The following is a 24763-nucleotide window of genomic DNA, read 5'->3' as shown; positions in this document are numbered from 1 at the left end:
ATATCGCTGCCCTTATAGCTAAGTTCCCCACTGATATGAATTTTTTTTTAGCTTTCCTGGTTGACATCTTCCCCCTCCAGCGGCATCTTCGCCACTCGCAAGGAGCCTTCAATGGCAGTTCAGTGTATGCACGGGTTTGAGCACGTTAGCTACCAGTGTTATTGCTTAAAAGGAGCTTAACAACGCCATGTCTATGCCTTCGCAAACCCTGGACGGCCTGAAAATCAGCTCCCGGGTCACCCTGCTCGAACCGGGTATGTATATCTTCAGATTTGCCTCCCAGCCTCCGGCAGACAAGCCTGTATGCATCGCGCTGCAACAAGCGCCGCTAGGTAAAGGCTCCATCGATTTCTTCCCCGCCGAGGGCGTCAGCAAAAACATGCTGACCAAGCTTGGCGATACTATCGTCGCCAGGGTCAAAGGCGGTGTCACCACCGTTCTGATCACCGAGTACCACATGTTCGACGAAGTAATCGAGCCTGTGGATTTGCGCATCGATCGCATCGACACCTCCCCCGCCATCATGCGCACCTTCGCAGTAGTAGCAAGCACCGACCCTTCGCAAGCCATCGCCGCCAGCACCAAGCCGCTGCCGATAACCCTTACCGCTCATATGAGCCAAAGCGGTGAAGTCGTGTCGGGTGAAGGCTGGGTTGGCGAACCGGGCGCCGATGAATTTATCGATTCTTTCGCCATCGACTGGGCCGAGAAGCCTGTCGGTGTTGACCTGCTTTACACGTGCACGGTGGCAGGCTCCGGCCCATGCCGCAATGTCTCGACAGGCACCACAGTCGGTGCCCGTGGCCAAGGGCTGCCGCTGATTTGTGTTGGTTTCAGCCTGGTAGGCCCATTGCGCAAGCATTACGAATTAACCGGCCTTGTTGTTTTCAAAAATACGGAACCACAACGCCTGGTCGCGAATCAGATGATGCACGGCCCCACCGGCAACGAGCCGTTGGTGGCCTTGCACCTCGCCCTAACACCCGTAACGAAGATGAACGCTGCCCGCCTTAAGTCTCCGTGGGAAAACTCTGCGTCACAGCAGAATACTATTGCAGCGGGCCACATGGCCTGAAGTAACAGGAATACATCATGCAATACGATAGCCCTCAGTCGAGCAGCGCTCTGCAAGACACCCTGAACGCCGATAGCGCCAACCTGTCCGATTCCACCATCGCTGCCATCAACAGCCTGCTGAACCTGGACAAAATCGAAGACGTCAACATCGCTGGCATCGAAGGCAACGCCGTTCAGCTGCCAACTTCCGGCCAAGCTGACATCGTTATTGGCGAAGTCGAAGGCGAGCAAGGCGACCAAGTTGTTGTCGACCTGGCTGCTGCCGAAGCCGCTGGCGTAAGCGCTTACGTGCTGCAGAGCGACGCTAACCTGGTTGTTGACCTGCAAGGTCAAGCTGCCGCGGCTGGCGACGTACAAACTCTGGCAGCTGCCGTAGCCCCTGCTGTTGATACCTCGGGTATCCAACTGGTAGTTGCTACCGGTAACGGCGACGACGTAATCACCGTTAAAGGCGACCAGAACACCCTGATCGACGGCGGTGACGGCAACGACACCATCGTGACCGGCAACGGCAACAACGTTGTAATCGCTGGCAACGGCAACAACAACGTCACCACCGGTTCGGGCGATGACACCATCATCCTGAGCGGCAGCGACCACGCTGACATCGTCAACGCCGGTGCTGGCTACGACGTGGTACAGCTGGACGGTACTCGTGATGACTACGAACTGACCGTTGGCAACAACTTCAACGTCAACCTGACCGGCAACCAAACTGCCGCGATCAAAGACGCTGAGTTCCTGAAGTTCGTTGACGCTGACGGCGCAGAGCAATCCATCGCCCTGGCGCACAACGATGCCGAAGCCCTTGCCCTGCGCATGTACGAAGGCATCCTGGGTCGCGACGCCGACGTGAACGGCGCCAAGTCGTTCGTTGAAGCTGTCAACAACGGCACTTCGCTGACCGACATTGCCAACGCCTTCCTGAACTCGCAAGAGTTCGCTGGCGCCAACAATGCCGCTGACATCAACGACCTGTACAACACCCTGCTGGGTCGCGATGCAGACCAGGGCGGCGCTGACGCTTGGGCAGCTCTGCTGGCCAACGGTGGCACTCTGGCTGACGTCGCTGGCGCGATCGCTGTTTCGGAAGAAGCACAAGACCGTGACCAGTCGAACGGCGACTTCGTACGTGACCTGTACACCGCTGCCCTGGGCCGCGACGCCGACGAAGCCGGCCTGGACGCCTGGGTATCCCAGCTGTTCAACGGCACCAGCCGCGCCGATGTTGCCAAAGGCATCGTAGGTTCGGAAGAAGCTGCTAATAAAGCTAACGGTGACTTCATCGACTCGCTGTACCAGTCCGCACTGGGCCGCGACGCCGACGACGCTGGTAAAGCTGCCTGGGCTGCTCAGCTGGAAGCTGGTGCTTCGCAAGCAGACGTTGCCTTGGGCATCGTTGGTTCGCCAGAAGCTGCTGCACACATCGACAACGTCGTTGTACTGCACGGCCAGGTGTAATTAGCCCTGTCGTAGCGAAACATACACCCGGCCGCAAGGCCGGGCGTATGTCAAAAAGGGGCGGCTCTAGAGCCGCCCCTCTTTTTTACATTTTCAGCCAAGCCAAGCTTATGTCCAGACAACTCGACCATGAGCGAGAGACGCTCATGGACATTTTTCATCGCCATCGCCAGGCCGGTGAATCCGAGCGCACCGACCGCGTGCTCAATCAGGCCCTGCAGGTAACTGAGCACAGGCCAGAGGCTTTGTTATGGAAAGGAATATCGGCGCTGTCGAACGATCCCAAGCTGGCCTTTTTATTTCTCGCCAATGCAGCGCAACTATTGCCTGATCGGGCCGATGTACAAGCACTTGCTGGACGCGCTCTTCTAGCCCAGGGACGTAGTGATCTAGCCACTCGATTTTTGACCCTCGCATGGCAGAGACTGCCGACGGACACCACCCTAAAGATGCTTCTTTGGCAGGCGCGTGGCGAGTCAGAGCCCGCTGACACTCTGCACAGCATGATTCTCACGCAATTGCCACAGATCACAGCACCTAAAGAATTGGCGCAAGTGCTTAGATTGCTCGCAGACCAGCTCGAAGTGCCCAGCACAGTAGGTGTGGTGCACTACCTTGAAGATTTAGGGGAGATTCAAGGCTGGGCGGTTGATCTGCGCAACTTGCAAGAACCGGTTGTATTAAAGATAGAAGCCGGCGACAAAAAAGTTGAAGCTGTTGCCAACATACCCCACCCCTTGCTCAAAGCTGCAGGTGTATCGGCCATACACGGCGGGTTGCGTATACGAGTGCCTCACGGAACGGATGCCGTGCATGTACGGTTTGCCAACGCAACACAGTTACTGGGTAGTCCAGTGATTGCGATGCCGTCTTTTGTTCCGCCGCTGCATCCCATAATGAATCACCGCGAACAGCCGGTCGATATCTTGATACCGGTTTATAACGGCCTTCACGAAACACTGGAATGTATCGACAGCGCCATCAAAGCGCGCAAGCATAATCGCACACCGCATCGATTGGTAGTCGTAGAAGATGCCACTCCTCTTCCTGGGTTGGCAAAAGCGCTGGCGTTGCTGGCGAGTAAGCGAAAAATTACGCTGGTGAGAAACAGCGTAAATATGGGGTTCATCCGCACTATGAACCGGGCCATGGCGCTGAGTCCCGACAAAGATGTCGTGTGGTTGAATGCAGATACACGGGTACATGGCAGCTGGCTCGATCGGCTACGCAAGGTGGCATACAGCGCCGAAGATATCGCTTCTGTTACCCCGTTCACCAACAACGGCGAGTTGATGAGCTTCCCACGCAGTCAGCTTAGTCATCCAATGCCCACGGCCGCCGAACAGGCAGAGCTGGATGACCTTGCTAAAGAAGTAGACACCAGCCCTGTAGAGATCGAGACGGGCTGCGGCTTTTGCCTGTACATAAAGCGCGAAGCGCTCGGTCAGGTAGGTTATCTAGACGAAACTCACCTGTCCCGCGGTTATGGTGAGGAAACGGACTGGTGTTTGCGCGCGCGCGACTTGGGATGGAGACATATGGGCGCCCCGAACGTCTTTGTTGCGCATCAAGGCGGGCTGTCGTTTGGAGCTGAGAAAATCATTCGCGTAGCACAAAACAATGCCATCTTGCGCCGCCGTTACCCAGATGCCTCTGATCGGTACAAGGCATTCTGCTTACGCGACCCGATCAAACCTGCTCGTGACGCACTGCAACGTGCTCGCCTTGCGTGTTTCGCAAATATCAAAGACCAATATAAGTGTTCGCGATGGCCTAAAGAACACAGCTACACATTGCTGGTTCATGATGGCACAGGCCCTAAGTCCGACTTCGCGCTGGTTTGGCACCGCGACGGCCACCGGACCTGGGTTACGGTGCATGCTCCAATTTCATCACTGGCTTTGGAGCTTGATTACATCTTGCCCAAAGAACTCCCAAAGCTTGTAGATTGTCTGGCGACACTTCCCATTAAAGACTTAGTGTTTGAGCGTAACTCTCTAACTCCACCCAGTGTGTGCGAAATAGCGAAACTGCTTAGCGCTCCCTACACGATTGTTCAAAGTGACGGACATTGGCAAGGCCAAGACCCTGCTTACAATTGGCGGGACTTCTACAGCCAAGCAGAAAAAGTGATCTTACCTTGGCAATCCTGGCAGAGAGCGTTGACCGAGGCGTTCCCTAACACCAATTCGGTGGTTGAGCCGAGGCTGAATCGTACAGCAGTCACGATCACTGAGCCAAAGGGTTTATTGATTGGCGATGCCTTAAACGACCCTAAAAACATCCAGAAGTGGATCGAGGCTGGCAGACACATCATGCGCGAGCAGTTACCCATTGTTCTTTTGATCACTGAAGATTCGCCATGGTTGAAAACGCTGCTAGACACCGGCGCCGTTCAACCTATCCCGGTCATCAGTGGTTTTGACGCAAGCGAAATTGCCGCAGCGATCGGATGTGATGCGGTGGTCAGCTTGGCCGACTCCCCTGGGGCGGCCTGGCCGGCCGCAGCACTTGCCAAAAAATTTGATTTGCCGTTGTATAGCAATCCTCATTCTGCGGGGATTGAAGCAGGGGCGAACCATCTAGCCCTACTACCATTTTCACTGAGCCCACTCTGATGACACACAACCTCCTCGACGAGCGGCCAACGGACCTAGAACCTCTAGCAATCTACTCTTTTCGTGGCTCTATAACCGGACTGTACGGCGATGTGTTGCAGGGGTGGGCAATGAATGTCAACCATCCAGAGCAACGGCCTGTCGTCGAAATACTGATTGATGGTGCCAGCGTGGCGCTTGTCAAAGCAGACCAATATGAGCCAGACGCGCCATACGGCGATCAGTTTCATGGATTCACGGTCCAGCTGCGTAAACGATGGATTGACAAAGCCGTAGCGATCACCGCAAACATTGCCAACACAGATTTCAAGCTTGAGGGTGGCTTGGTATTACCTTCGCCTCCTAGCCAGAATGTCGCAGCAGTAGCCTCTCAGGTATGGCATACCGGTGGGTTACGAATCGGCGGTTGGTCGTGGGACCCTCAAGCACCTCATCGCCATGTTCAGGTAACACTTCGTGAGGGCAATAAACTTATCGCGCAGGTTACCTGCAATGCCCATCATCAAGCGCTAGCCTATCGGGCAACAAGCGATCACGGTTTTACAGTCGATTTGCCATGGGATATGGCTGATGGACGACTGCATGTCATCGACGTGACCGACGATCTAGGGCAGCCCCTCTCCGGAAGTCCCATCAGACTGCGGTGTCATCCAGAGGGTCTGGAAGGTCTGCTGCATCGACTCGACTCAACTTCCGAAACAGCACTACTCGCGCTCGCCAAGGCGCTAGCTAAAGAACAATCATCTCGAATGCCGAAGAGTGCAGGTTGGCATCATTACCCTCAATGGTTTGACGCGTTTCAAACGTGTGATCCCGTGGATCTAGACGCTCATGGCACCAACGTTGGGATATTGTTGATTGGTGAAGGGGGGGCAGCGTCAGAGCAAATCACTCTAGAAAGCCTGTGTCACGAGGCCGACTTTGTAGGTCATTTGGCGAAAGCCAACCGAACGACTCTTTTGCCAGCAGTTGATCAGTTGCTGACGAAAAACTGCGACAGCATTATTCTGATCAGCGCGGGCGACAGGCTGGCGACATCTGCTATAAGCCAATTGACCAGTGCGCTTAAAAATGGCTGCGCATGGGCTTATGCTGACTGTGACCAAGATGCCACCCAAGGCCAACGCAGTAACCCGTGGTTTAAGCCTGTATGGGATATTGACCTGTTCATTGGCGCAGACATTTTCTCCGACGGGGCAATATTTACCGCGAGTGTCGTTCGTAAAGCAATAGCTCTGCTTGATCCAAACCATAAGCAGCCGGCCGTCAACAGAGATCAATTGCTAGCAGCCATTGTGTTAGCGACTGAGCTTGATGGAGGCTCTGTAACGCATCTGCCACGCGTCCTCTACCACCGTGCCAGCACCTCGGTCACAAGCCCTGAACATGCCCCATTTTCGCAGGAGCGGTTTGATGCCATTGCATGGTTATGTCAGCGCTTGGCGCCGGGTGCTAAGGTAAGTGCCCTACCCGATTATCCAGCACTGCTTAGGGCGCACTGGCCACTTCCCAAACAACTACCGCGTGTCAGCTTAATTATTCCTACCCGTGACCAATATGAGTTGCTGCATGCTTGCATCGAAGGCTTACTGAATCATACGGATTATCCGGACCTTGAAATCATCGTTGTCGACAATCAGTCCGCTGATCCACGCACGCTGGCCTACTTCGCTGAAATAGAGCAACGCGGTGTAAGGATCATCGCCCACCCTTACCCGTTCAACTATTCCACGATCAATAATAGGGCTGCAAGCTTCGCAACCGGGGAATTGATTGGACTTGTCAATAATGACATCGAAATTATTGACAGCGGCTGGCTTAAAGAAATGGTGTCACACGCCTTACGCCCAGGGATTGGGGCAGTGGGAGCCAAACTGCTCTGGCCGAACCGAATGGTCCAGCATGGTGGCGTGGTCGTAGGTGTGAATGGCTTGGCTGCTCACACTGGTAATGCCTTGACACAGCAAGACGCCGGGTATTTGGGTACGAATCAGATAACTAAGCGCCAAAGTGCAGTGACCGCCGCATGCCTAGTGCTCCGCAAGGCGGTATTCGACGCTGTCCAGGGCCTGGATGATGTGGCGTTTCCTGTCGCTTTCAATGACGTGGATTTGTGCTTGCGTATTCAAGAGCTGGGCATGCATAACGTTTGGACGCCCTTCGCGCAACTGATTCACGCTGAATCGGCCAGTCGAGGAAAAGATGTGTCGCCAGAAAAGATGGCGCGTGCTCAGCGAGAACAGCAACGGTTCACGGAGCGGTGGTCTACTCACTACGATGACCCCTACTACCATCCAGCCTTAAGCTTAGATTATCTGACAGGCCCATACGGAGGCTTGTCATTACCTCCAACACCCGATTTCATGGTACCAAGACGGCTGCCAGCCGGCATCCATCAGGGCGGAACCTGCTCACTGGAATCCTTCCGAAGCACCACCCATATCATTGATACTCTAAAGGACATGTCAACATGAAGCATCTGGATTGCACACTACGAGATGGTGGTTACTACAACAACTGGAACTTCTCAGAAGCGCTGATAGCACAATACATCACCGCTATGCACGCTGCGGGTATTCAAACGATTGAACTGGGTCTGCGTTCGCTGAAAAACAGCACATTTAGTGGTGCTTGCGCTTACACCACTGATGCGTTTCTGCAAACACTCGAACTGCCCGGATCCATGACTATTGGCGTCATGGTGAACGGCAGTGAATTGGTCGGAGCCAATGGTGGGCAGCGGGCGTTAGAGTTACTCTTCCCTAACCCGGCAAGTAAGTCGCCCGTAGATCTGGTTCGCATAGCATGTCACGTACATGAGTTTGCCGAAGCCTTGCCTGCAGCTAACTGGCTGAAGGAACAGGGCTATGATGTCGGTTTCAATCTTATGCAGATCGCAAATTGCTCGGAGACCGAAATCAAAGCCTTGGCAAAAATCGCAAACAACTACCCATTGGACGTGCTGTATTTCGCGGACAGTATGGGCAGTATGTCACCTGACGAAGCAGCTCAGATCATTCAGTGGTTGCGCAGTGAGTGGCAGGGAGCGCTGGGTATCCATACCCATGACAACCTAGGCTTGGCGCTTTCGAATACACTGCGCGCGATGAAGGAAGGCGTTACGTGGGTAGACTCTACTGTGACAGGGATGGGCCGCGGCCCAGGCAATGCTCGCACTGAAGAGCTTGCGATTGAAATAGCTGCCCAGACTGGTAAACCAGCCAACCTCATCCCTTTGATGACGCTCTTACGCGAGCATTTCAGGCCCATGCAGGTTAAGTATGGTTGGGGCACTAATCCTTACTACTATCTAGCAGGCAAGTACGGCATTCACCCCACTTACATTCAGGAGATGCTAGGTGACTCGCGCTTTGGCGAGGAAGACATCCTTGCGGTTATCGACTATCTGCGTAATGAAGGCGGTAAAAAGTTCAGCGTACACACCCTGGATGCTGCTCGTCACTTTTACAGTGGTGCTCCTACCGGTCAGTGGGCACCGGCAGATTTATTCGCGGACAGAGACGTGCTACTGCTTGGCACAGGTCCGGGCGTGGCAGCACATAGGCAAGCGCTGGAACACTTCATTAGACAGCATAACCCTGTCGTGATGGCGCTCAACACTCAAAGCGCCATCGCTGCTGAATTAATTGATGTCCGAGTCGCATGTCACCCTGTCCGTCTGTTAGCGGACTGCGATGCGCATATTGATCTCCCACAACCTCTAATCACACCCTACTCAATGCTGCCGAAAGACGTTCAAGGCGCACTGGCCAACAAAAACGTGCTTGATTTCGGCTTGAATGTTCAGCCTGATAACTTTACGTTTGAAACTACTTACTGCACTATACCGACCTCACTTGTGGTTGCTTATGCCATGGCTGCCGCGAGCTCTGGTAAGGCTAAACGGGTTCTTATGGCTGGTTTCGACGGCTATCCTGGGGAAGACCCACGTAATGCGGACACTAATAAACTATTGAGACAATATCAGGATACGCGGTCAAGCACGCCACTTCTTTGCTTGACGCCTACTCGGTACGATATCGACTGCCAAAGCATTTATGGGCCACTGAAATGAGATTTGAAAGAACTACATGCTTCCTGCCCTGCCGCAAAGGTAGCGAACGCGTACCTGACAAAAATATCAGGCCATTTGGTCACCATAAGTTTGGTTTGATCGAAATTAAACTTCAGCAGTTAATAAATACAAGCGCGATTGATGAGATAGTGCTTAGCACTAATGATGACGCCATTCTGGAATACGCTTCGTCTCTGCGGACTAACAAGCTAAAGCTCTATAAGCGACGAGAGGACCTTTCATCAAGCCAAACCAGCACCGATCAATTAGTTGCACATGCATTAGATCTGATCAGTGAAGGCAACATTCTTTGGACTCACGTAACCTCACCATTCATCAGCGCACAACACTATGACCAAATCGTTAAGCTTCATAATGAAAAAATAACCCAAGGTTACGACTCGTTGATGACGACGAATGTAATACACGGGTTTCTTTGGAAAAATGGAGCGGCTATGAATTATGATAGAAACGTTGAAAAATGGCCACGAACGCAAACGCTGCCCCCTGTACACGAAGTAAACAGCGGTGCGTTTTTGGCTCATACTGATATCTACCGAAATTTAAACGACCGTATTGGCGTAAACCCTTACCTCCACTCTTTAGGGAAACTCGTTAGCCACGACATCGATTGGCCCGATGACTTCATTATTGCAGAGTGTCTTCTTGAAAAAGGCCTGGTCAGCTTGTGAAAACTTACAAACTCGCGACATCTCAGTATAAAACTCTCATATTTGACTGTGACGGAGTATTGCTTAATTCAAACGAAGTCAAAACAGAGGCATTCTTCAAGACTGCCCTTCCCTACGGCAAGAAAGCAGCTTTAACTCTTGCAGAGCACCACAAGAACAATGGTGGAATCTCTAGATATAAAAAATTCAACTATTTCCTCGAACATATCGTCACAGAACACATACATGGGTTAACACTGGAGCATCTACTGCATAGCTACTCAGAACACGTGATAAGTGGCTTACTTAACTGCGAAGTTGCAAGTGGACTCTCAGAGTTGCGCCAGAAAACACCGCACGCACGTTGGCTCGTTGTATCTGGCGGTGATCAAAGCGAGCTTCGAGAAATTTTTGCACGCCGCGAGCTTGACGGTTTATTTGACGGCGGCATTTTTGGCAGCCCTGACAGCAAAGAGATAATACTGTCGCGCGAGCAGTCACGAGGGAATATAGCACCGCCCGCACTTTTCATCGGCGATAGCAAATATGACTACATGGTTGCAAACGAAGCTAATATTGACTTTGTATTTGTTAGCGACTGGACCGAAGTGAACGACTGGAGAAATTGGTGCGCAACAAAAAAAATTATAGCGCTAAACAATCTTTCTGAGCTAATCAGCTAGGCACACATTCTATCGACCTAAACGCAAATGGGTCAAGTGCAAGTTGTACAGAGGGCAACGAAGTAGACTTCGTTGCCTAGCAAAGATAAAACTACTTTGATAATTAGCACTAATTATAAGCAAGCAACACAAGATCCTTATCGAGCAACCTAAAAACTAAAAAAATTGGCCACTCGATATAAATTCCAAAACCATAGGAGCTACTAGATCAAAATGATAATCGGCCCTTCACACGTAGTGCGATGGAAAAGACTTAAAGAATATTTCGGAGTCGATGCTGAGTTTCTTGGAATTGGCGGCTTGCCCATCTGGCATGACATTATTACTCAAAACACGAGATCTTTAAGCGACTTCATTATGGTCGGTGACTTCCGATTCGGGAACGCATACCACGAAACACTCAATGAGCGCGACGCTTTTGTTGTGAATAAGCAAAACATCAATCACGAAACAGATCAGCTTATGTATGAAAGATCTATTGATAGCTTAGAACAGCTAAACCGGATGGATGTCAGACTGGTTTTCTGGTGTCTGCTGATCAGAGAGTATAAAAATCTGGCAGATAAGAAATATATACAAGAAGGCGCCTACTGCCATCCGATATGGAACCTTTCAGAGCTTGAATCTAAATTTGATAAAAGCGTAAAACTTTCCGAGGTAATCGATCAAGATCTTGATTTCTTGTTTATAGATAGCAGCAACCACCCTTCAACGTATGGCTATTATTTCCTTAACCAAATTTTTAGACGTGTACGACCATCTGACGCTCTAGATTCAGCTCGACTAGCGAAAAGAAACATATCATCAATGTTTGATAACTTCAAAAACGATAGCTACATAATATCTGGAACCACCAATACATTCAGACTCATCAAGGACTATACTAAACGCGGCATCCTCGACACTAGAAATATTGGCGGCTTTCAAATTAGAGAAGCCGATGAAGCCCTTTTTTCATCGCATAAATATCATAAGAATTTGATTTACTTTGCTAATGAGACGGACTCTAAACCTCATGAAGCCTCACTCACCTTCTTTGACAAAGCACCCTACAGCAACAAAATACTTATCATAAAAAAGGATAAGTCAACGTTGTTCTACACATCCTGCAATCAGCAAAAGCCTTCACTGTCATTCATGCTAGCCCACGGCGTAGAGGACGAAGAAATTGTCGGCGACATTTACAATATTGTTGGACTCCTTCAAGTCCTCTATGTAGCAATGACGTTAATCAGCAAGGAAGGAACTCTAGAGTTCAGCCCATATCTTAAGATACGATCAATATTGACTAATGGCACGACGATGCACCCCAGCACCTAAAACCCATTTGATCAATGACATTTTTCCGGCTGCGAAATTAATGCCGTGGCAATAGCTCTAGGTGATCTGAGTGATTAATCGCCATTCACTACCTATCCCTTCAAGTTTGGAGTGAATGGGTTTCAATATCACTCTTTTCGGACAATAAGCAAAGTAAACTTTTTATAATCATCCCGACGCACCCTCAATAATATAACTCACACAATCACATAGCCAAACATCAGTCAACAACGATTATCGAACTAGGCTCTGTACGAAATCCCGAGAAACCCAATAGGCGCCCTTCGGAAGCTGAAATTCTGTAGGGTTCCCGGCCATCTACGGAAAGGAATTCTGTGATGGCAAAGCGTTACGAACTCTCGGACGAGGCCTGGTATGTGGTCTCTGATCTCCTCATCGAAACTCATGGCCGAGGACGGCCACGCCTGAGCGACCGCCTGATGCTCGATGGCTTGCTCTGGGTACTCTGCTCGGGCGCTGCGTGGCGAGACATGCCGGAGCGCTTCGGCCCATGGTCAACGGAGTATCAACGGTTTCGCGGCTGGCGAAACCAAGGGACGTTCGATGAGATGCTCAAGCGGTTACACCTGAGATTGAATGAGCAAGGCTTGATCGATCTTCAGACCTGATGATCGACTCAACCGCAGTACATGCAACCCGAGCCTCATCCGGCGCTCGGAAAAAAGGGGGCCTAACAAACCCGCCGATCACGCTCTAGGCCGCAGTCGCGGTGGCCTGACAACCAAAATCCACATGCTCTGCGACGCCAACAGGACACCGTTGCGCTTCCTTCTCTCTGGCGGTCAAGCCAGTGACATCAGCTACGCCCAACCACTGCTGGACGACGTCAGCGTTCCATCGAGCCAACGTGGTCGCCCGCGTGTGCGCTGTAAATGGTTACTCGCCGATAAGGGCTACGACGCCGAAGCGCTGCGCCGTTACTGCGACCAGTACCTAATGCAACCCGTCATCCCGATGCGCTTAATGAAGCGCAAACCCAAGCTTGGCCTACCCAGACTGTTTGATCGGCCCAGATACCGACAGCGCAACATCATCGAACGCATGTTTGGCTGGCTGAAAGAGAATCGCCGCATCGTGACACGCTTCGACAAGCTCGCGAAAAGCTATGCCGCCATGGTCTCACTGGCTTGTTCCATGCGGTGTTTGCGACATCTCTTTTCGTACAGAGCCTAAACAACACACTTGATATTTTCAAAATTGCGCGAACTCATCAAACAAATAATCAGTCCACCCTAAATAACTCCAAAAAAATTCTTATTTGCGGCGCAGATCTCAGCAGATTATGGACAAAATATAAGCTGTTTATACCATCGAAACCCGTGGCCGAGGCCGACCGCGTCTGAGCGAGCGCCTGATGCTAGACGGCATGCTCTGGGTGCTCTGCTGGATTGCTGTTTGGCGGTATATCCCAGATTGATGCGGCATAAGCGCTCCAGCAACCACACATTCAAAGCGCTTACCTGATCCCCGATGCTGTGCCCCGATTGCTTGCTGTAGTTCGCCGAACATGATGCGACCCAACGCCAAAATTCGAAAAAGCGCACCTCTGCCCTAAGCCTGTCGACTTTCGAAAATCGATTGATGGCCTAGCGGCGCTGGTCGAACTCGATATAAATGTGGCGATGTTCGACCCAGTACTTTTCGTCTTCTTCAACAAGCCGCGCAACCGCGTGAAGATCCTGTATTGGGAGCGCAACGGGTTCTGCCTCTGGCCCAAACGCTTGAAACTTCACCCGATCCGAATGACGTCGCCATTGTCCAGACCGTTAAGGAACTGAACTGGCTACTTGATGGCTTCGAGCTCTGACGCAACCGACCGCATCAGGTTTTGACGCCTCGATACGTCGCCTGACTCGGTATAATCCGCGGCACGATTTGCATACTCGAAAATATTAATGACAATACTGTTTTGCTCAAGCAACTACTTAAGCAGATAATCAACGAGCACGCCTCTGACAAGGGCAAGATCGTTCGTTTCGACGAGGAAGTTGCGCTGTTGCGCCAGCGCTGGTTCGGGCGCAACACCTAGCAGACTGGCGATGCGTCGATACCACATTTGCCACTCTTAGACGAAGCGGAAAGCCTAGCCGAGTCCCTGGATGAGGCTGACGACGAAGAAGTCGTTGCGCCAGCCAGACGCCGTGGTAAGCGCAAGCCGCTGCCAGCTGGTTTGCCACATATCTAAGTTGTCTACGAACTGCTCGAGCATGAACTGACGGGCGCTTGTGGCTACCGTGAACATGCCATCGGTGAAGAAGTCAGCGAATAGCTTGAAATCGTCCCGATGCAGCTTAGCGTCATCATACATCTTCGAAAGGTATACGGCTGCCGCGACCGCGAGTCAGCGCACGTAACGGCGGACAAGCCCGCCCAGATGATCGAGAAAAGCATGGCCAGCCCGAGGATTCTGGCCATGCTGCTGACCACCAAATAAGTAGACTCTTTGCCGCTTCACCTCTCTTCGAAAAAGTGCTGGGGCGTGACGGTATCGATCTCCGGTGCCAAACCCCGACACGCTGGGTGATTCAATGCAGCGAACTCTTTCAGCCGCTGCTGAATCTGATGCGCGAAAGCCTGTGGGCAGTTGGATCATCCACTACGATGAAATACCTGTGCAGGTGTTGAAAGCGTCGGGGCGTGAGCCCAGCAGCCAATCCAGGATGAGGTTACAAACCGGCGGTCCACCTAATCGGACAGTGATCCTTTTCGACTACGCCACCAGCCGAGCGCAGGAGGTTAAGGTGCGCCTGCTGGACGGCTATCGCGGCTATGTCATCACCGACGACGACGCCGGCTTCAACTCGCTGGCTGCACAGGACGGACTGGAGCGATTGTGCTGCTGGACGCAAGCGCGCCGCAATTTCGTCGAAGCGCATCCTGTACAGCCCAAGGGCAATACAGGGCGCGCTGAGATCGCATTGAACCTGATCAATAAGCTATGTGGCGTCGAGCGCTACTTGAAGGATAGTGACGACGAAGGAGGTAAGGTTGACCGCTTGGAGCGTAGCCTGTCATTGCTGACTTAGCTGAAAACTGGGTAAAGAAAACGCAACCTCAGGTCGCGACGCAGAATGTCGTGGCCAAGGCCATCGGTTACTTGGCTTACAACTGGAGCAAATAGGAACGCTACGTCGAGCAGGGCTACTTGCCGATGAACAACAAAGCGGCCAAGCGTGCGATTCGCCCCGTTTGTTATCGGGAGTAAGAAATTTTTGTTCAGTGTCACGCCCACAGGTGCCCCTGCCAGGGCACAACTTTGGAGCTAGGTAGAAGCAGCCAAGAACCCTATACGTGGCTGCGACACGCACTGGGACTTCTACCGCAGGCGTGCTCAGTGGAAGACTACGAAGCGCAACTTCCATGGAATTGTACACTTCAAACACACAGCTAGATGCGCTGCCCATCGTTGGTTAGGTGAAGTTCATGGAGCGCTTACGGCGAAGCCGCAAAGTGCATTAGGCAAGACAGTGCATTATCTGGCGACGAACTGGAGTCGGCAGGGGCGCAATGTCGAAGCGGGTTATTTGCCGATCGACAAAATTGTTGCGGAACTAGCGACTAACCCATTTGTGATCGGACGCACGGCTTAGCTCTTCTGCAATACCGCTAAAGACGCTATTGCCAGCGCGAATAATCTACAGCTTGGTCGAGATCACTAAGATCAATGGCAAGAACTTTATACCTGGAGGCGCAACTTACAAGAACGATTATCAAACTTCTCACCCATTGCGAACTTTGATGCCTTGCTGCCATGGAACTGCTCGCCAGAGATGTCACGTTAATATTATGCTAATGGTGGGCAGCTGGGGTTTATGGGTCGCGTACGATGAAACACATGCTTAAGCCTAGTGTATCCTGAATCTTTAGGCACGAGTACCAACAACGCAACACTATCGAGCACATGTTTGGCTGGCTGAAACAGAGCCGCTAAATCGTATCACACTTCCACAAGCTCGCAAAAAAGGTACGCCGCCATGGTCTTGTTAGCAAGTTCCATGCGGCGCTTGCGGCATATGTTTTGTACACATCTCGAACAGGCTGCCTATCTATTTATCCATATTTAATGGATCGCTTAGAACTTTTACAGACACCCCAGCATTATGGCTTGTGATATCCTTCTCAAAAAAACGCGATAGACGAATTTGTCTTTGCGAGTCTCTTCCATTATCGTAGATTACGAGTATCTCACCATCATCGCCGAATGTTACTACTGGATATGACGCCTGGATAGAACTATCAGGCTCGATGATTTTCTTGTAACGATAAGTATTTCCATCGTCCTCTGAAATTCCGATGGTTAGGCTCCCTCTCATATGATCATTATTCCAGCAAAGCAAAAGCAATCCTGAAGGGGTCCGACCTAGCCAGGCTCTTGAAGATGAGCTAGGGACTGTGACTTTATAGTCTTCCCACGGCGTCCAAGATTTCATTCTATCTCTGCTGACAGAATACTGCATGTTTGATTTTTCACTAGTTGATCTCAGCAAAGCTAAAACACTACCGTCTGAGCGCTCCACTAACTCAGTCTCGAAAAAACCACTGTATTGTCCATTATTGTTGGGTGGGAGCTGCGAAATGTGTTTGATCTTCTTAGCATTCCAATCTAGCTCGTAAACATGTGGCCCAACGTGTTCATCATAAAAAGGCGGGTAAGCTGCAGAAAAGCGCCAACCATCTAAAGTTATATACCATCTGTCTCCAATCGCGACCGGACGGCGAGGATCTCCATAATAAGACAAGCGAAACGGTTCACTCCATTTAGGAGAATCCGAATTGGGATCGTCGCAAATAATAGCCCAGGCGCCACCTACACCATCATAAAGCTTATTATCACCAGATACCCCGTAGAAAAGCCATAAACGACCTTGGGGATCTGTCCAAAGCATTGGATCGATGATCTGATTACCTGGCTGACTTGGTGAGTATGTAACATATCCGTACTCATTCACACTATTGGCCCCGTCATCGGAATACGCCAAAACAGCAAAGTTTCCTGGTCCCTCAGCAGGATTAACGTTATCAGCCCTCCAAGCTGCCCAATACCTGCTAGGCCCAGTTCTAGCAATCGTAGGTGTGGCCTGATATTTGCGGTTAGGAAGACTGTAAAAGGGATCATGCAAATTTCGCTCAATGCGGGCTGCAGAATCAACATAAGGATGTTTAGGTGGCCTGTTAAAAACTACTGAGGCAGGCGAGACTTCGCCTTTAGCAGACGCATTCCAAACTAACTCATTGGGGGCATAGGAATTAGATTTGGCAGAGTACTCACCAGCCTCAACATCTGAAACCATACCGACCGATTGCGACAACATTTTGTTGTTGGCAGGCCACCTAAAAAAACGAGAGGATTCAGCTATGATTGGCGTGGATTTTGTCAACACCCAACTCGTAGATGTCCTTTCCATTCTAGCAACATTCTCACCAGCAGCGATTAAGTTAGCTGAGTCAGTTATTTCTTTGAATACTTGAATGACAGGCAGGTAATCTAGCATTTTCTTCCCTCAGTGAAACAAAAGTGCATTTTTCACCCAGTTCGTCAGAATTGTTTCTGAACAACCTGTGATATAGCGAGAAGCCCAGATCTTGATGATTGTCGATCGTGATACTAATGAGGCACCGAGGAGCATCATTAGTTCCATCATAGCCTGTCCTAGCTACATGCGTTGAACAATTCTGTAGTGGTGTGACAAAACATCTCCCCATTCAGGCCAAATTGCTGGCCAGAGACAGATGTCTTATGACCAAGGGTACCGTCACCCGAAAGTGCTTGCTCAAAGCTACCTGCTTGCTGCTGAATCAAGGTTACTGTCGTGCCGAAGCGGCCCGCTCACTCAGTTTGATCGGGTCAGCACAGCGCCGTGCGGCCGCCGCTTTAGCAGGAGCGCACCGCCATCATGGCCGCATGCAAGGCGTTCATACCAGAGCAGCAAAAATTCGGAAGCGCGGGTACGCGCTATTAACGTAAGTGCTTGAAAATAAAAGGATAATATGCTCTCGATATCGTATGGTTTCGTGGGTAATCGCTGATCCGCCAGCTCGATATACATAAGCACATTAATTGGATGTGCGAGGTGTTTTAAGTCACTCGTTCGTGCTACTACACACAGGGTATCAAACGACGATCTTTGGCAGTTGAGCCGGCGAGGGTGCGTAGTCGAGTAAATGAGTTATGAATCGTCCCTGGTTTCCTAGACACTCTCCAAGCTCAGGAAATAGCGTTTCTCACACTCTATTGGAGACAGCTGCATAGCACTGCTGTGTCGGCGTTTAGGGTTATAGAACATTTCGATGTAATCGAAAATATCACTTCGGGCTTCTTCACGGGTTGTGTAGATCTTTCGTCGGATTCGCTCCCGCTTCAAAAGCTGGAAAAAGCTCTCGGCTACGGCATTGTCGTGGCAGTTTCCCCACCGACTCATGCTGCTGATTACATTGTTAGCCTTCAAGAAACTTTGCCGATCTGAGCTACTGAACTGACTACCTTGATCTGAGTGAATCATCACTTGCTGCTGTGGCTTGCGTCGCCACACAGCCATCAACATTGCGTCGATAGCCAGGTCGCTGCACATCCTTGGCTTCATTGACCAACCAATTACTTGGCGTGAAAACAGATCCAGCACTACCGCCAGATAGAGCCATCCTTCATAGGTGCGGATGTAAGTGATATCTGTCACCCAGACCTTGTTTAGCTCACTGACCTTGAACTGCCGCGCAAGGTGGTTGGGCGATGCCACTGTTGGTTTTCCGCCATAAAACCCAAGATGACGGCGATAGCCCGTTTGCGAACGCAGCCCCTCCGCCTGCATCAAGCGCCCGACTCGATTTCGTCCGCATTCATCTCCCAGCTCACGTAGGTCATCGTGAATTTTGCGGTAGCCGTACACACCTCCGCTTTCTAGCCAAGCGTGCTTGATCAAGCCAAGCAGACGTTGATCTTCTTTTGCTAGGGCAGATTGAGGTTCGGCCAGCCAAGCGTAGTTGCCGCTGGGGTGCACCTTGAGGGTTTGGCAAAGACGCCGCACCGGGTAATCAGTCGAGTGCTTCTTGATGAAGGCGTACTTCAGCCGCACTCCTTGGCAAAGTACGCGGTGGCCTTTTTTAAGATGTCTCACTCCTCAATCACGCGCTTGAGTTCAGCGCGTAGCTTGCGCAATTCGGCCTGCTGATCGTCGTCTTGCTGACGCTGCTCTTGGGGCTTGCTGTAGACCTTTATCCAGGCGTAAAGGCTGTGCACGTGCATGCCCAGGCGCTGGGCGACATCGGCGACAGGTTTGCCTTTTTCGGTCACTTGCTTGACCGCTTCGATCTGGAATTCCTCAGGGTAACGCTGACGACTCATGGCACCTCCTATTTGGGCCTCATTATGAGGCTTGGAGGTGTCTACGAACTCAGGGGCGATTCAGTATGGCAAGCATACTCGCCTAAAAAGATGTCCGGGGTTAGTAGGCCACTACACCTGGCGAACAACTGGAGCCGGCTGGGGGGCTAAGTCCAAGCGGATTACTTGCCCATCGACAACAATGCGGCCGAAAGAGTGATCAAGCCGTTTTTAATAGCGCGCAAAGCTTGGCTGTTCAGGGAATAGCCAACGTGGCCAAAGCCAGCGAGAAGATCTATAGCTTGGTCAAGACCACAAAGATCAACGGCCAGGAGCCCTTTATGTGGCTGCTCCATGTCTGGAACGGTTGCCGTAAGCCTCGTCCGTAGCGAACTACGAAGCTCTGCTGCCATGGAATTACTCGCCGGAGACGCCTCGGTAAACCGTTAACCCCTTGGTAGCTGGGTGGGGTTTATGGATCGCACGCCTGACAATTCCCTAATTATACGACGCTATAACGGATACTTAGCAGATTAAAGATTAGGTCATCTGGCAAAGAAATGAAGCCTGCTTTAACACATATGAAGTTCGGATATTACCCGACCAACAAGAACCTGGCATAACGTGGGACTAGGCCGTTTATAGTCGGAGCCAAAGTCTCGCTATCTAGTCATACGGCTGAAGGCGGCACCGCCAAGGCGCAGATATGCAGCAAGCGCGATCAGTGGCGAACTACGAAGCATAGCTGCCTGGAACTGCAACTCGGAAATGCCAAATTAACAACTGCATCATCTTAGCAGGTTAACTCAATCAGACACTTACTATCCTTAACCACCGCAAACAAAAAAACTTAATCATATTCTAAATTCTTACACGAGCCTGAAGCCAATCGCATCATAACAATAAGCTGCAGGCTCTCCATATATTACTTCCCTCGAAATCGGTCAAGCTTAAGACTACGCGGGATTAAACTGTTTCTCCACCGAATCAAAAAATGTGCTTTTGTATTTAGAGCGCGAGCTTTGAAATCTAGTAAAAATTGGCAAGAAGCTGATTTTACCGTTATATTTTATATCGGCATATCTTGACTCAGAGGGAATTTTTCCTAGACATCTAGCCGCACACTTCATCGCGAGCTCGCCTAAGTTAAGTAAAGCATGACAATCTGAAACTTGACCGAGCACCCAATCATTCCGACCGTGGAAAATATCGTTGATTGCCTTACGAGAAAAATCAAAAGCGGCTAGATATTTCCAGCCGGCTTCTTTCATTTTCCCTGCCCTAAAGAGTATTGTAGCTTTCAAGATCAGGCACTGGCAATAATTCCAGTAGCTCAGCTGATTTAGGTTGGGGTCGTATGTATTCAATGCTGAATCAACCACCCATGCCGCATCGGTAATTCGGTCATTTAAAAGAAGTACCAGCGTAGAAGCTGTAGCTGATGAGATACCCCATCGCGCAATGTTAGGAGTACAGTATTCTACTGCCTTATCGAACCTAACCTTCGAATCCATCAATACATTTATCACCCAATCCCGAAATTCCGGAGCCTCAAGGTACTTATAAGAAATTAATGTAACCAATGCGCCATAGAAGTGATTAGTTACTGGCATAACTGACAAAGCATTATAGGCCACGAAAAATAACTCATTATTTTCCATACCCCTTGTTGCGGCATTAATTATAGCACCAGTTATATAGAACTCATCTGCCAGCTTATTTACATCTAGTCTGTAGCTCGTCAAAGCATCTGAGAGCTCAATCGTACCGCTGTCAGACACCAGCGTTAGTCGTTGATAGACAGAAAAGTCCTTTATATGTATCTCAAGCGCCAACTGTTGCGGATTACCCGTATCGATCCATTTGAAAGGTACATTTTGACCTTCCTGTTTCAGGATGCCATGCATAGGTTGATCAAAAGCAGCAAATTCGAATGTAACAGATGACTTTCCAATATCCGAAACTTTCATATTATTTTCCCCCACTGTCATTTAGGCTGCCGCCCAACATCATGTATAGATCGATCAGTTCAGCAGCTTGGTCAGCGGAAGTTCTCCGAGCATCACTAACGGAGGCAGCTTTGTGGGTCTCTACAGAGTCATTAATGATCTCCAAAGCATGCACTAAGGCCTCCTGAGTGGGCTCAATGATGTAGCCATTTTTGTTCTCAGTGATATCTTCACTAATACCACCCATGCTGCTAGCTACTACCCAACATCCGCTTGCCACTGCTTCGCGCGTTACTAGCCCAAAACTCTCCGGCCACATAGAAGGGGCAAATAAAACGTCGATCTTTCTATAGAGTTTAACAATATCCTCTTGACGTACGCGACCAACAAAAGTAACTGGGACATTACCCCAAGTTGAATGATGCTCATATTCTTCACTTTTGGAGTGATCGACCACCAGAACCTCTATATTCAAAGGCTGACTTTTTATCACCGCCTCTTTAAGCAGATAATAACCTTTGTGTTCGGACATCCCACCAATATGTCCGCACACAACTCGCTGAGTAAACGATGTGTTTTTCGGTCTCCATTTGATGTCACTTGAGACACCATTTGCTACTACCTCAATTTGACGGATCCCATTTTTCCGATAGATCTCAGCGAATGCATTCGACACGGTTAGCACTCTAGAAGCGCTGTGAAGCAAGTCTTTCAGATCCCGACGGCGTGCGATCGAATCGGACAACTTTATATTTGTTGGCATTTCAATGACTTGGTAAGGGTCTGGATGCCCTTCAGGGTAAACTTTCGAATTGTGGTCAACTAGGAACTGGAAGTCTGATATCCACCAAGCGTCGTGAATAGTAACCACGTATGGAATTTTAAAATCTCTTGCCGCTTCTACAATCGATGAGGTGAGGCGCTGAACGCAGTGGAAATGGATCAAATCAGGTTTTTCTAGTTCGAGAAACTCCTGGAATAGGCGATACATCTCAGGATCTTTGGGGTGCCAATCCATGTGTTCACGCCATAGTGTCGTGGCCCTATATACTCGACTCCCCTCGTGAGTGTACACCGTCATCTGATGTGGTTGCCTACACTCCACATCTGCAGTGAAGACACAGACATCAATGCTATCAGCGTAGCTTTTTCTAAATTCAGCGAAATTATCAGCTACGACGCGAGTTGCGCCACCGATGGCCTGAGGCGGAAAGAAAACATTTACCAGCGCAATCTTCTTCTTAGTTTTAGCTTTTTGTGGCATCGGCGCGATGTTTTCCAAAGCATGAACCAGGCTTTGTCCTAACGACTGAAGACTGTAGTCCGTCGTCGCCCGTTTTTGAGCGGCTTCCCCCACCTTGTCCCGCAGGCTCTTATCATCAACCAATTTTTTTAAAGCCGAGTACCAATCATCCTCAGTACTTGCCAAGAAACCGTCAACGCCGTTGTTTACAACATCGCGGTAATTAGCAGTACTGCTCAAGACTGATGGAATTGCAAAACAGCCTGCTTCAAACCATTTTAGCTCACTCTTGCAAGCATTGACTGTGTCATCATGCAGCACTGCAATATTGATGTCAGCCTGTTCCAAGAGCGACCAGTACCCCTGTACGCTATCCACTGCCGGCAATTGGTTGAATTGGTCAGCGTAGCGCTTAGTGAATGTAGTTGGTAAACGTAGGTACCCCACTACAACCAATCGCGCATTCGGTGTTTCACTCAGCACCCGCTCGATCGCAGGCAGCGCCTGCTCGATGAAGTCAGTATTGTGTGCCTGAGTACCGCTACCATAGAATATGTCAATGGTTGATTTAAATGATTTATCGATCGTTCGGATTTTATTGAGCCTATCCAATCCGTTTCGATGTAGCCAGCATGTGTTATCTCGAACCAGTTTTGCAAGCTCTACTCGCAGCGGCTCTGTTGAAGCAATGCCCTGACGGCAAAGTCGAGCAGCTGCGTTAAACAACGACATCCCACGCGTTAACTCACGATGAGTTGCGAGTGAAACATACCCGCCATAGCTGTCGATTGATGGCGGATACTCAGGCGCGAAAAGGAGATCGTCAATTTCGTATAAGCTCAATTTTCCAGTTGTATTGACTTGAGCGATTGCCTTGATGACCTGAACGACTGCAGGCACGCGGTAAAAAATCACTACATCGTGCAATGCCAGTGCATTTTGATTCTTGTCCAGTTCAGTCCAGCTTACGGCGGTCACCTGTTTGCCCAAGGCTTCAAGCTGTTCGACTTTTTGATCTATCCGGTAACGAACGCATTGCGATATATGGAAATCCCCAACAATCAGTACCCGGTCGGTATTGACATGACCTAGAGGAGGCAGACGAGGCAGACCATCATTGGAACTCGGCGTAATGTCGCCATATACGGGCAGATAGGCCTTGTAGATCTTAGCCGCGTATGCATAAGCGGTGTCAATTAGACGGCTACGGTCGAGCATATCCACGCGGGCCATGAGTTTTGCGTGGACGTCCCGCCACTTCTGCTCTGCCAAGCGGTCCAACTCATCCACTTGGGGTTTGTGGTTAGGATTTTCAGCAATGCCTTCAGCCAACACGCTGAGGGCTTCATCCAAACGGTGAAGCTTGGCTAAACAATGTGCTCGGTTGAACGCAGTCCAGATAGGCGGATGCGGAAGTTCAGCGGCGGCCTCAAAATATTGCAAAGCAATACTGAAATGGCCGTCTTCCATGTAGCTATTGCCCAACCGGTTGGATGCAGCAGCATGAGGTGCGATGCTCAATGCTGCTTCCAGAAGGATCCTTCCTTCTTGCACCTTATGATGTGAGAGGTAGTGCTCGCCCAGTTTGAAATAGACCGCTTGATTTTTATCTGGCGTTTCAGCCAGATCTACAGCGATCACTTCCTGCCCGAGGAATATGTTCATGATGCGCTGAGGTTCAAGCTCAAGCCCTCTTAGGGCGCTACGCTCAATGACTGCTGTGAGGCTAAAGCCGCTCGGGATCAGCTGCAAGGGAAGGCCATGCATTTTAGCCCATGCGCTCACGCTAGGAACACGCCCTTCAGCCTTTCCGAAACGTTGGAAATGAGCCTCCGCTATTGCCTGATTGCTTACACCGCCCGCTTTGAGATCAGGGTAAAACGTCAGATAGAAATCCAATTCCACGACTGACTCTGCTTTGACCTCCGAGCCCCTGTCGTCGTCATTCACTGCCTCAGCGATGAGCTCAGCGTCGCCAGCTTCGTGGGAAGCGGAGGCATATCGACCCTCTTGGTAACCAAAAGCATGCCAGTGGTGCTCCAACGCCTCATCGGTTAGGGAAGCCAGGTCAGCGTATCGACGCCGATAGTAGGTTACATCCAGCAAGAAACGCCTTGAGCCAGTTTTTTTTTGAAGAGCAGGCTCAGGGCTGCCCTCAGCGTGCGCGCCTTGCTTTCCATTCACACTTGGCACGCCTTCCATAACAGACATTTCTCACTTTCCTATGACTAATCGAGGGTGCCAGATACTGAGACTCGAGAGTGTGGTCCTACTACCTTCGCAGAAAAATTGAACCTTTCGCTGCTTAAGGATCGTCGCCCTAGGCG

Annotated in this window: 13 protein-coding genes and 4 pseudogenes; 13 read left to right on the top strand and 4 right to left on the bottom strand. The window is 50.5% G+C overall.

Going from position 1 to position 24763, the window contains the following annotated elements:
• Positions 1-193: 193 nt before the first annotated feature.
• The 12 genes and pseudogenes from FS777_RS08810 to FS777_RS21880 form a co-directional block, all read left to right on the top strand.
• Entirely contained in the window at positions 194-1075 is an 882-nt protein-coding gene (locus FS777_RS08810; RefSeq protein WP_145255193.1) for a hypothetical protein, read from the top strand.
• A gap of 17 nt (positions 1076-1092) precedes the next feature.
• Positions 1093-2538 carry a DUF4214 domain-containing protein gene (locus FS777_RS08805; protein WP_145255089.1) on the top strand — a complete coding sequence of 482 codons (1446 nt, stop codon included), beginning with the start codon at positions 1093-1095 and terminating at the stop codon, positions 2536-2538.
• Positions 2539-2684: 146 nt separating this feature from the next.
• Positions 2685-5156 (top strand): glycosyltransferase family 2 protein, encoded by a 2472-nt coding sequence (locus FS777_RS08800; protein WP_145255190.1) that lies wholly within the window; start codon positions 2685-2687, stop codon positions 5154-5156.
• Positions 5156-7630: a glycosyltransferase gene (locus FS777_RS08795; RefSeq protein ID WP_145255087.1), complete on the top strand. Its 2475-nt coding sequence runs from the start codon at positions 5156-5158 to the stop codon at positions 7628-7630. Before FS777_RS08800 ends, FS777_RS08795 begins: the two co-directional genes overlap by 1 nt.
• Positions 7627-9231 (top strand): aldolase catalytic domain-containing protein, encoded by a 1605-nt coding sequence (locus FS777_RS08790; RefSeq protein WP_145255084.1) that lies wholly within the window; start codon positions 7627-7629, stop codon positions 9229-9231. Before FS777_RS08795 ends, FS777_RS08790 begins: the two co-directional genes overlap by 4 nt.
• Positions 9228-9923, top strand: coding sequence for a cytidylyltransferase domain-containing protein (locus FS777_RS08785; protein ID WP_145255080.1), 696 nt, complete (start codon positions 9228-9230; stop codon positions 9921-9923). Before FS777_RS08790 ends, FS777_RS08785 begins: the two co-directional genes overlap by 4 nt.
• On the top strand, positions 9920-10585 hold the full coding sequence (locus FS777_RS08780) for an HAD family hydrolase (protein ID WP_145255077.1): 666 nt from the start codon (positions 9920-9922) through the stop codon (positions 10583-10585). The genes FS777_RS08785 and FS777_RS08780 overlap by 4 nt, the downstream gene beginning before the upstream one ends.
• A gap of 213 nt (positions 10586-10798) precedes the next feature.
• Positions 10799-11905 (top strand): hypothetical protein, encoded by a 1107-nt coding sequence (locus FS777_RS08775; RefSeq protein ID WP_145255074.1) that lies wholly within the window; start codon positions 10799-10801, stop codon positions 11903-11905.
• 338 nt (positions 11906-12243) lie between these two features.
• A pseudogene (locus tag FS777_RS08770) lies at positions 12244-13099 on the top strand (IS5 family transposase).
• A 404-nt stretch (positions 13100-13503) separates the two neighbouring features.
• On the top strand, positions 13504-13704 hold the full coding sequence (gene tnpB, locus FS777_RS08765; RefSeq protein WP_145255187.1) for an IS66 family insertion sequence element accessory protein TnpB: 201 nt from the start codon (positions 13504-13506) through the stop codon (positions 13702-13704).
• A 95-nt stretch (positions 13705-13799) separates the two neighbouring features.
• Positions 13800-15317: pseudogene (locus FS777_RS08760) on the top strand (IS66 family transposase).
• Between the two features lie 52 nt (positions 15318-15369).
• A pseudogene (locus FS777_RS21880) lies at positions 15370-15708 on the top strand (transposase); the annotation flags it as partial.
• Between the two features lie 264 nt (positions 15709-15972).
• On the opposite strand, the gene FS777_RS08755 reads toward FS777_RS21880, so the two are convergent.
• Positions 15973-17418, bottom strand: coding sequence for a sialidase family protein (locus tag FS777_RS08755; protein WP_145255071.1), 1446 nt, complete (start codon positions 17416-17418; stop codon positions 15973-15975).
• Between the two features lie 696 nt (positions 17419-18114).
• A protein-coding gene (locus tag FS777_RS08750; RefSeq protein ID WP_372239214.1) for an IS3 family transposase occupies positions 18115-19265 on the bottom strand; the annotation gives its coding sequence in 2 pieces (ribosomal slippage) (positions 18115-19037 and positions 19037-19265; 1152 coding nt in all).
• Between the two features lie 114 nt (positions 19266-19379).
• On the opposite strand from FS777_RS08750, the pseudogene FS777_RS21665 reads away from it, so the two are divergent.
• A pseudogene (locus tag FS777_RS21665) lies at positions 19380-19686 on the top strand (transposase domain-containing protein); the annotation flags it as partial.
• A 514-nt stretch (positions 19687-20200) separates the two neighbouring features.
• Here FS777_RS21665 and FS777_RS08740 read toward each other — a convergent pair.
• Together FS777_RS08740 and FS777_RS08735 are read right to left on the bottom strand one after the other, a co-directional pair.
• Positions 20201-21214 (bottom strand): hypothetical protein, encoded by a 1014-nt coding sequence (locus FS777_RS08740; RefSeq protein WP_145255068.1) that lies wholly within the window; start codon positions 21212-21214, stop codon positions 20201-20203.
• Between the two features lies 1 nt (position 21215).
• Entirely contained in the window at positions 21216-24647 is a 3432-nt protein-coding gene (locus FS777_RS08735) for a glycosyltransferase (protein WP_145255065.1), read from the bottom strand.
• Positions 24648-24763: the final 116 nt, after the last annotated feature.

Origin of the sequence: Pseudomonas sp. DE0157 (genome assembly GCF_007678615.1) — a bacterium.
GTDB lineage: Bacteria > Pseudomonadota > Gammaproteobacteria > Pseudomonadales > Pseudomonadaceae > Aquipseudomonas > Aquipseudomonas parafulva_B.
The sequence above is the reverse complement of the archived record's forward strand: the minus strand, read 5'-3'. Positions and strand labels throughout refer to the sequence as shown.

What these genes read in the sequence shown, in the direction of transcription:
- FS777_RS08810 (WP_145255193.1), top strand. Translation starts at nt 194, where the DNA reads ATGCCTTCGCAAACCCTGGACGGCCTGAAAATCAGCTCCCGGGTCACC.
- FS777_RS08805 (WP_145255089.1), top strand. Translation starts at nt 1,093, where the DNA reads ATGCAATACGATAGCCCTCAGTCGAGCAGCGCTCTGCAAGACACCCTG.
- FS777_RS08800 (WP_145255190.1), top strand. Translation starts at nt 2,685, where the DNA reads ATGGACATTTTTCATCGCCATCGCCAGGCCGGTGAATCCGAGCGCACC.
- FS777_RS08795 (WP_145255087.1), top strand. Translation starts at nt 5,156, where the DNA reads ATGACACACAACCTCCTCGACGAGCGGCCAACGGACCTAGAACCTCTA.
- FS777_RS08790 (WP_145255084.1), top strand. Translation starts at nt 7,627, where the DNA reads ATGAAGCATCTGGATTGCACACTACGAGATGGTGGTTACTACAACAAC.
- FS777_RS08785 (WP_145255080.1), top strand. Translation starts at nt 9,228, where the DNA reads ATGAGATTTGAAAGAACTACATGCTTCCTGCCCTGCCGCAAAGGTAGC.
- FS777_RS08775 (WP_145255074.1), top strand. Translation starts at nt 10,799, where the DNA reads ATGATAATCGGCCCTTCACACGTAGTGCGATGGAAAAGACTTAAAGAA.
- FS777_RS08755 (WP_145255071.1), bottom strand. Translation starts at nt 17,418, where the DNA reads ATGCTAGATTACCTGCCTGTCATTCAAGTATTCAAAGAAATAACTGAC.
- FS777_RS08740 (WP_145255068.1), bottom strand. Translation starts at nt 21,214, where the DNA reads ATGAAAGTTTCGGATATTGGAAAGTCATCTGTTACATTCGAATTTGCT.
- FS777_RS08735 (WP_145255065.1), bottom strand. Translation starts at nt 24,647, where the DNA reads ATGTCTGTTATGGAAGGCGTGCCAAGTGTGAATGGAAAGCAAGGCGCG.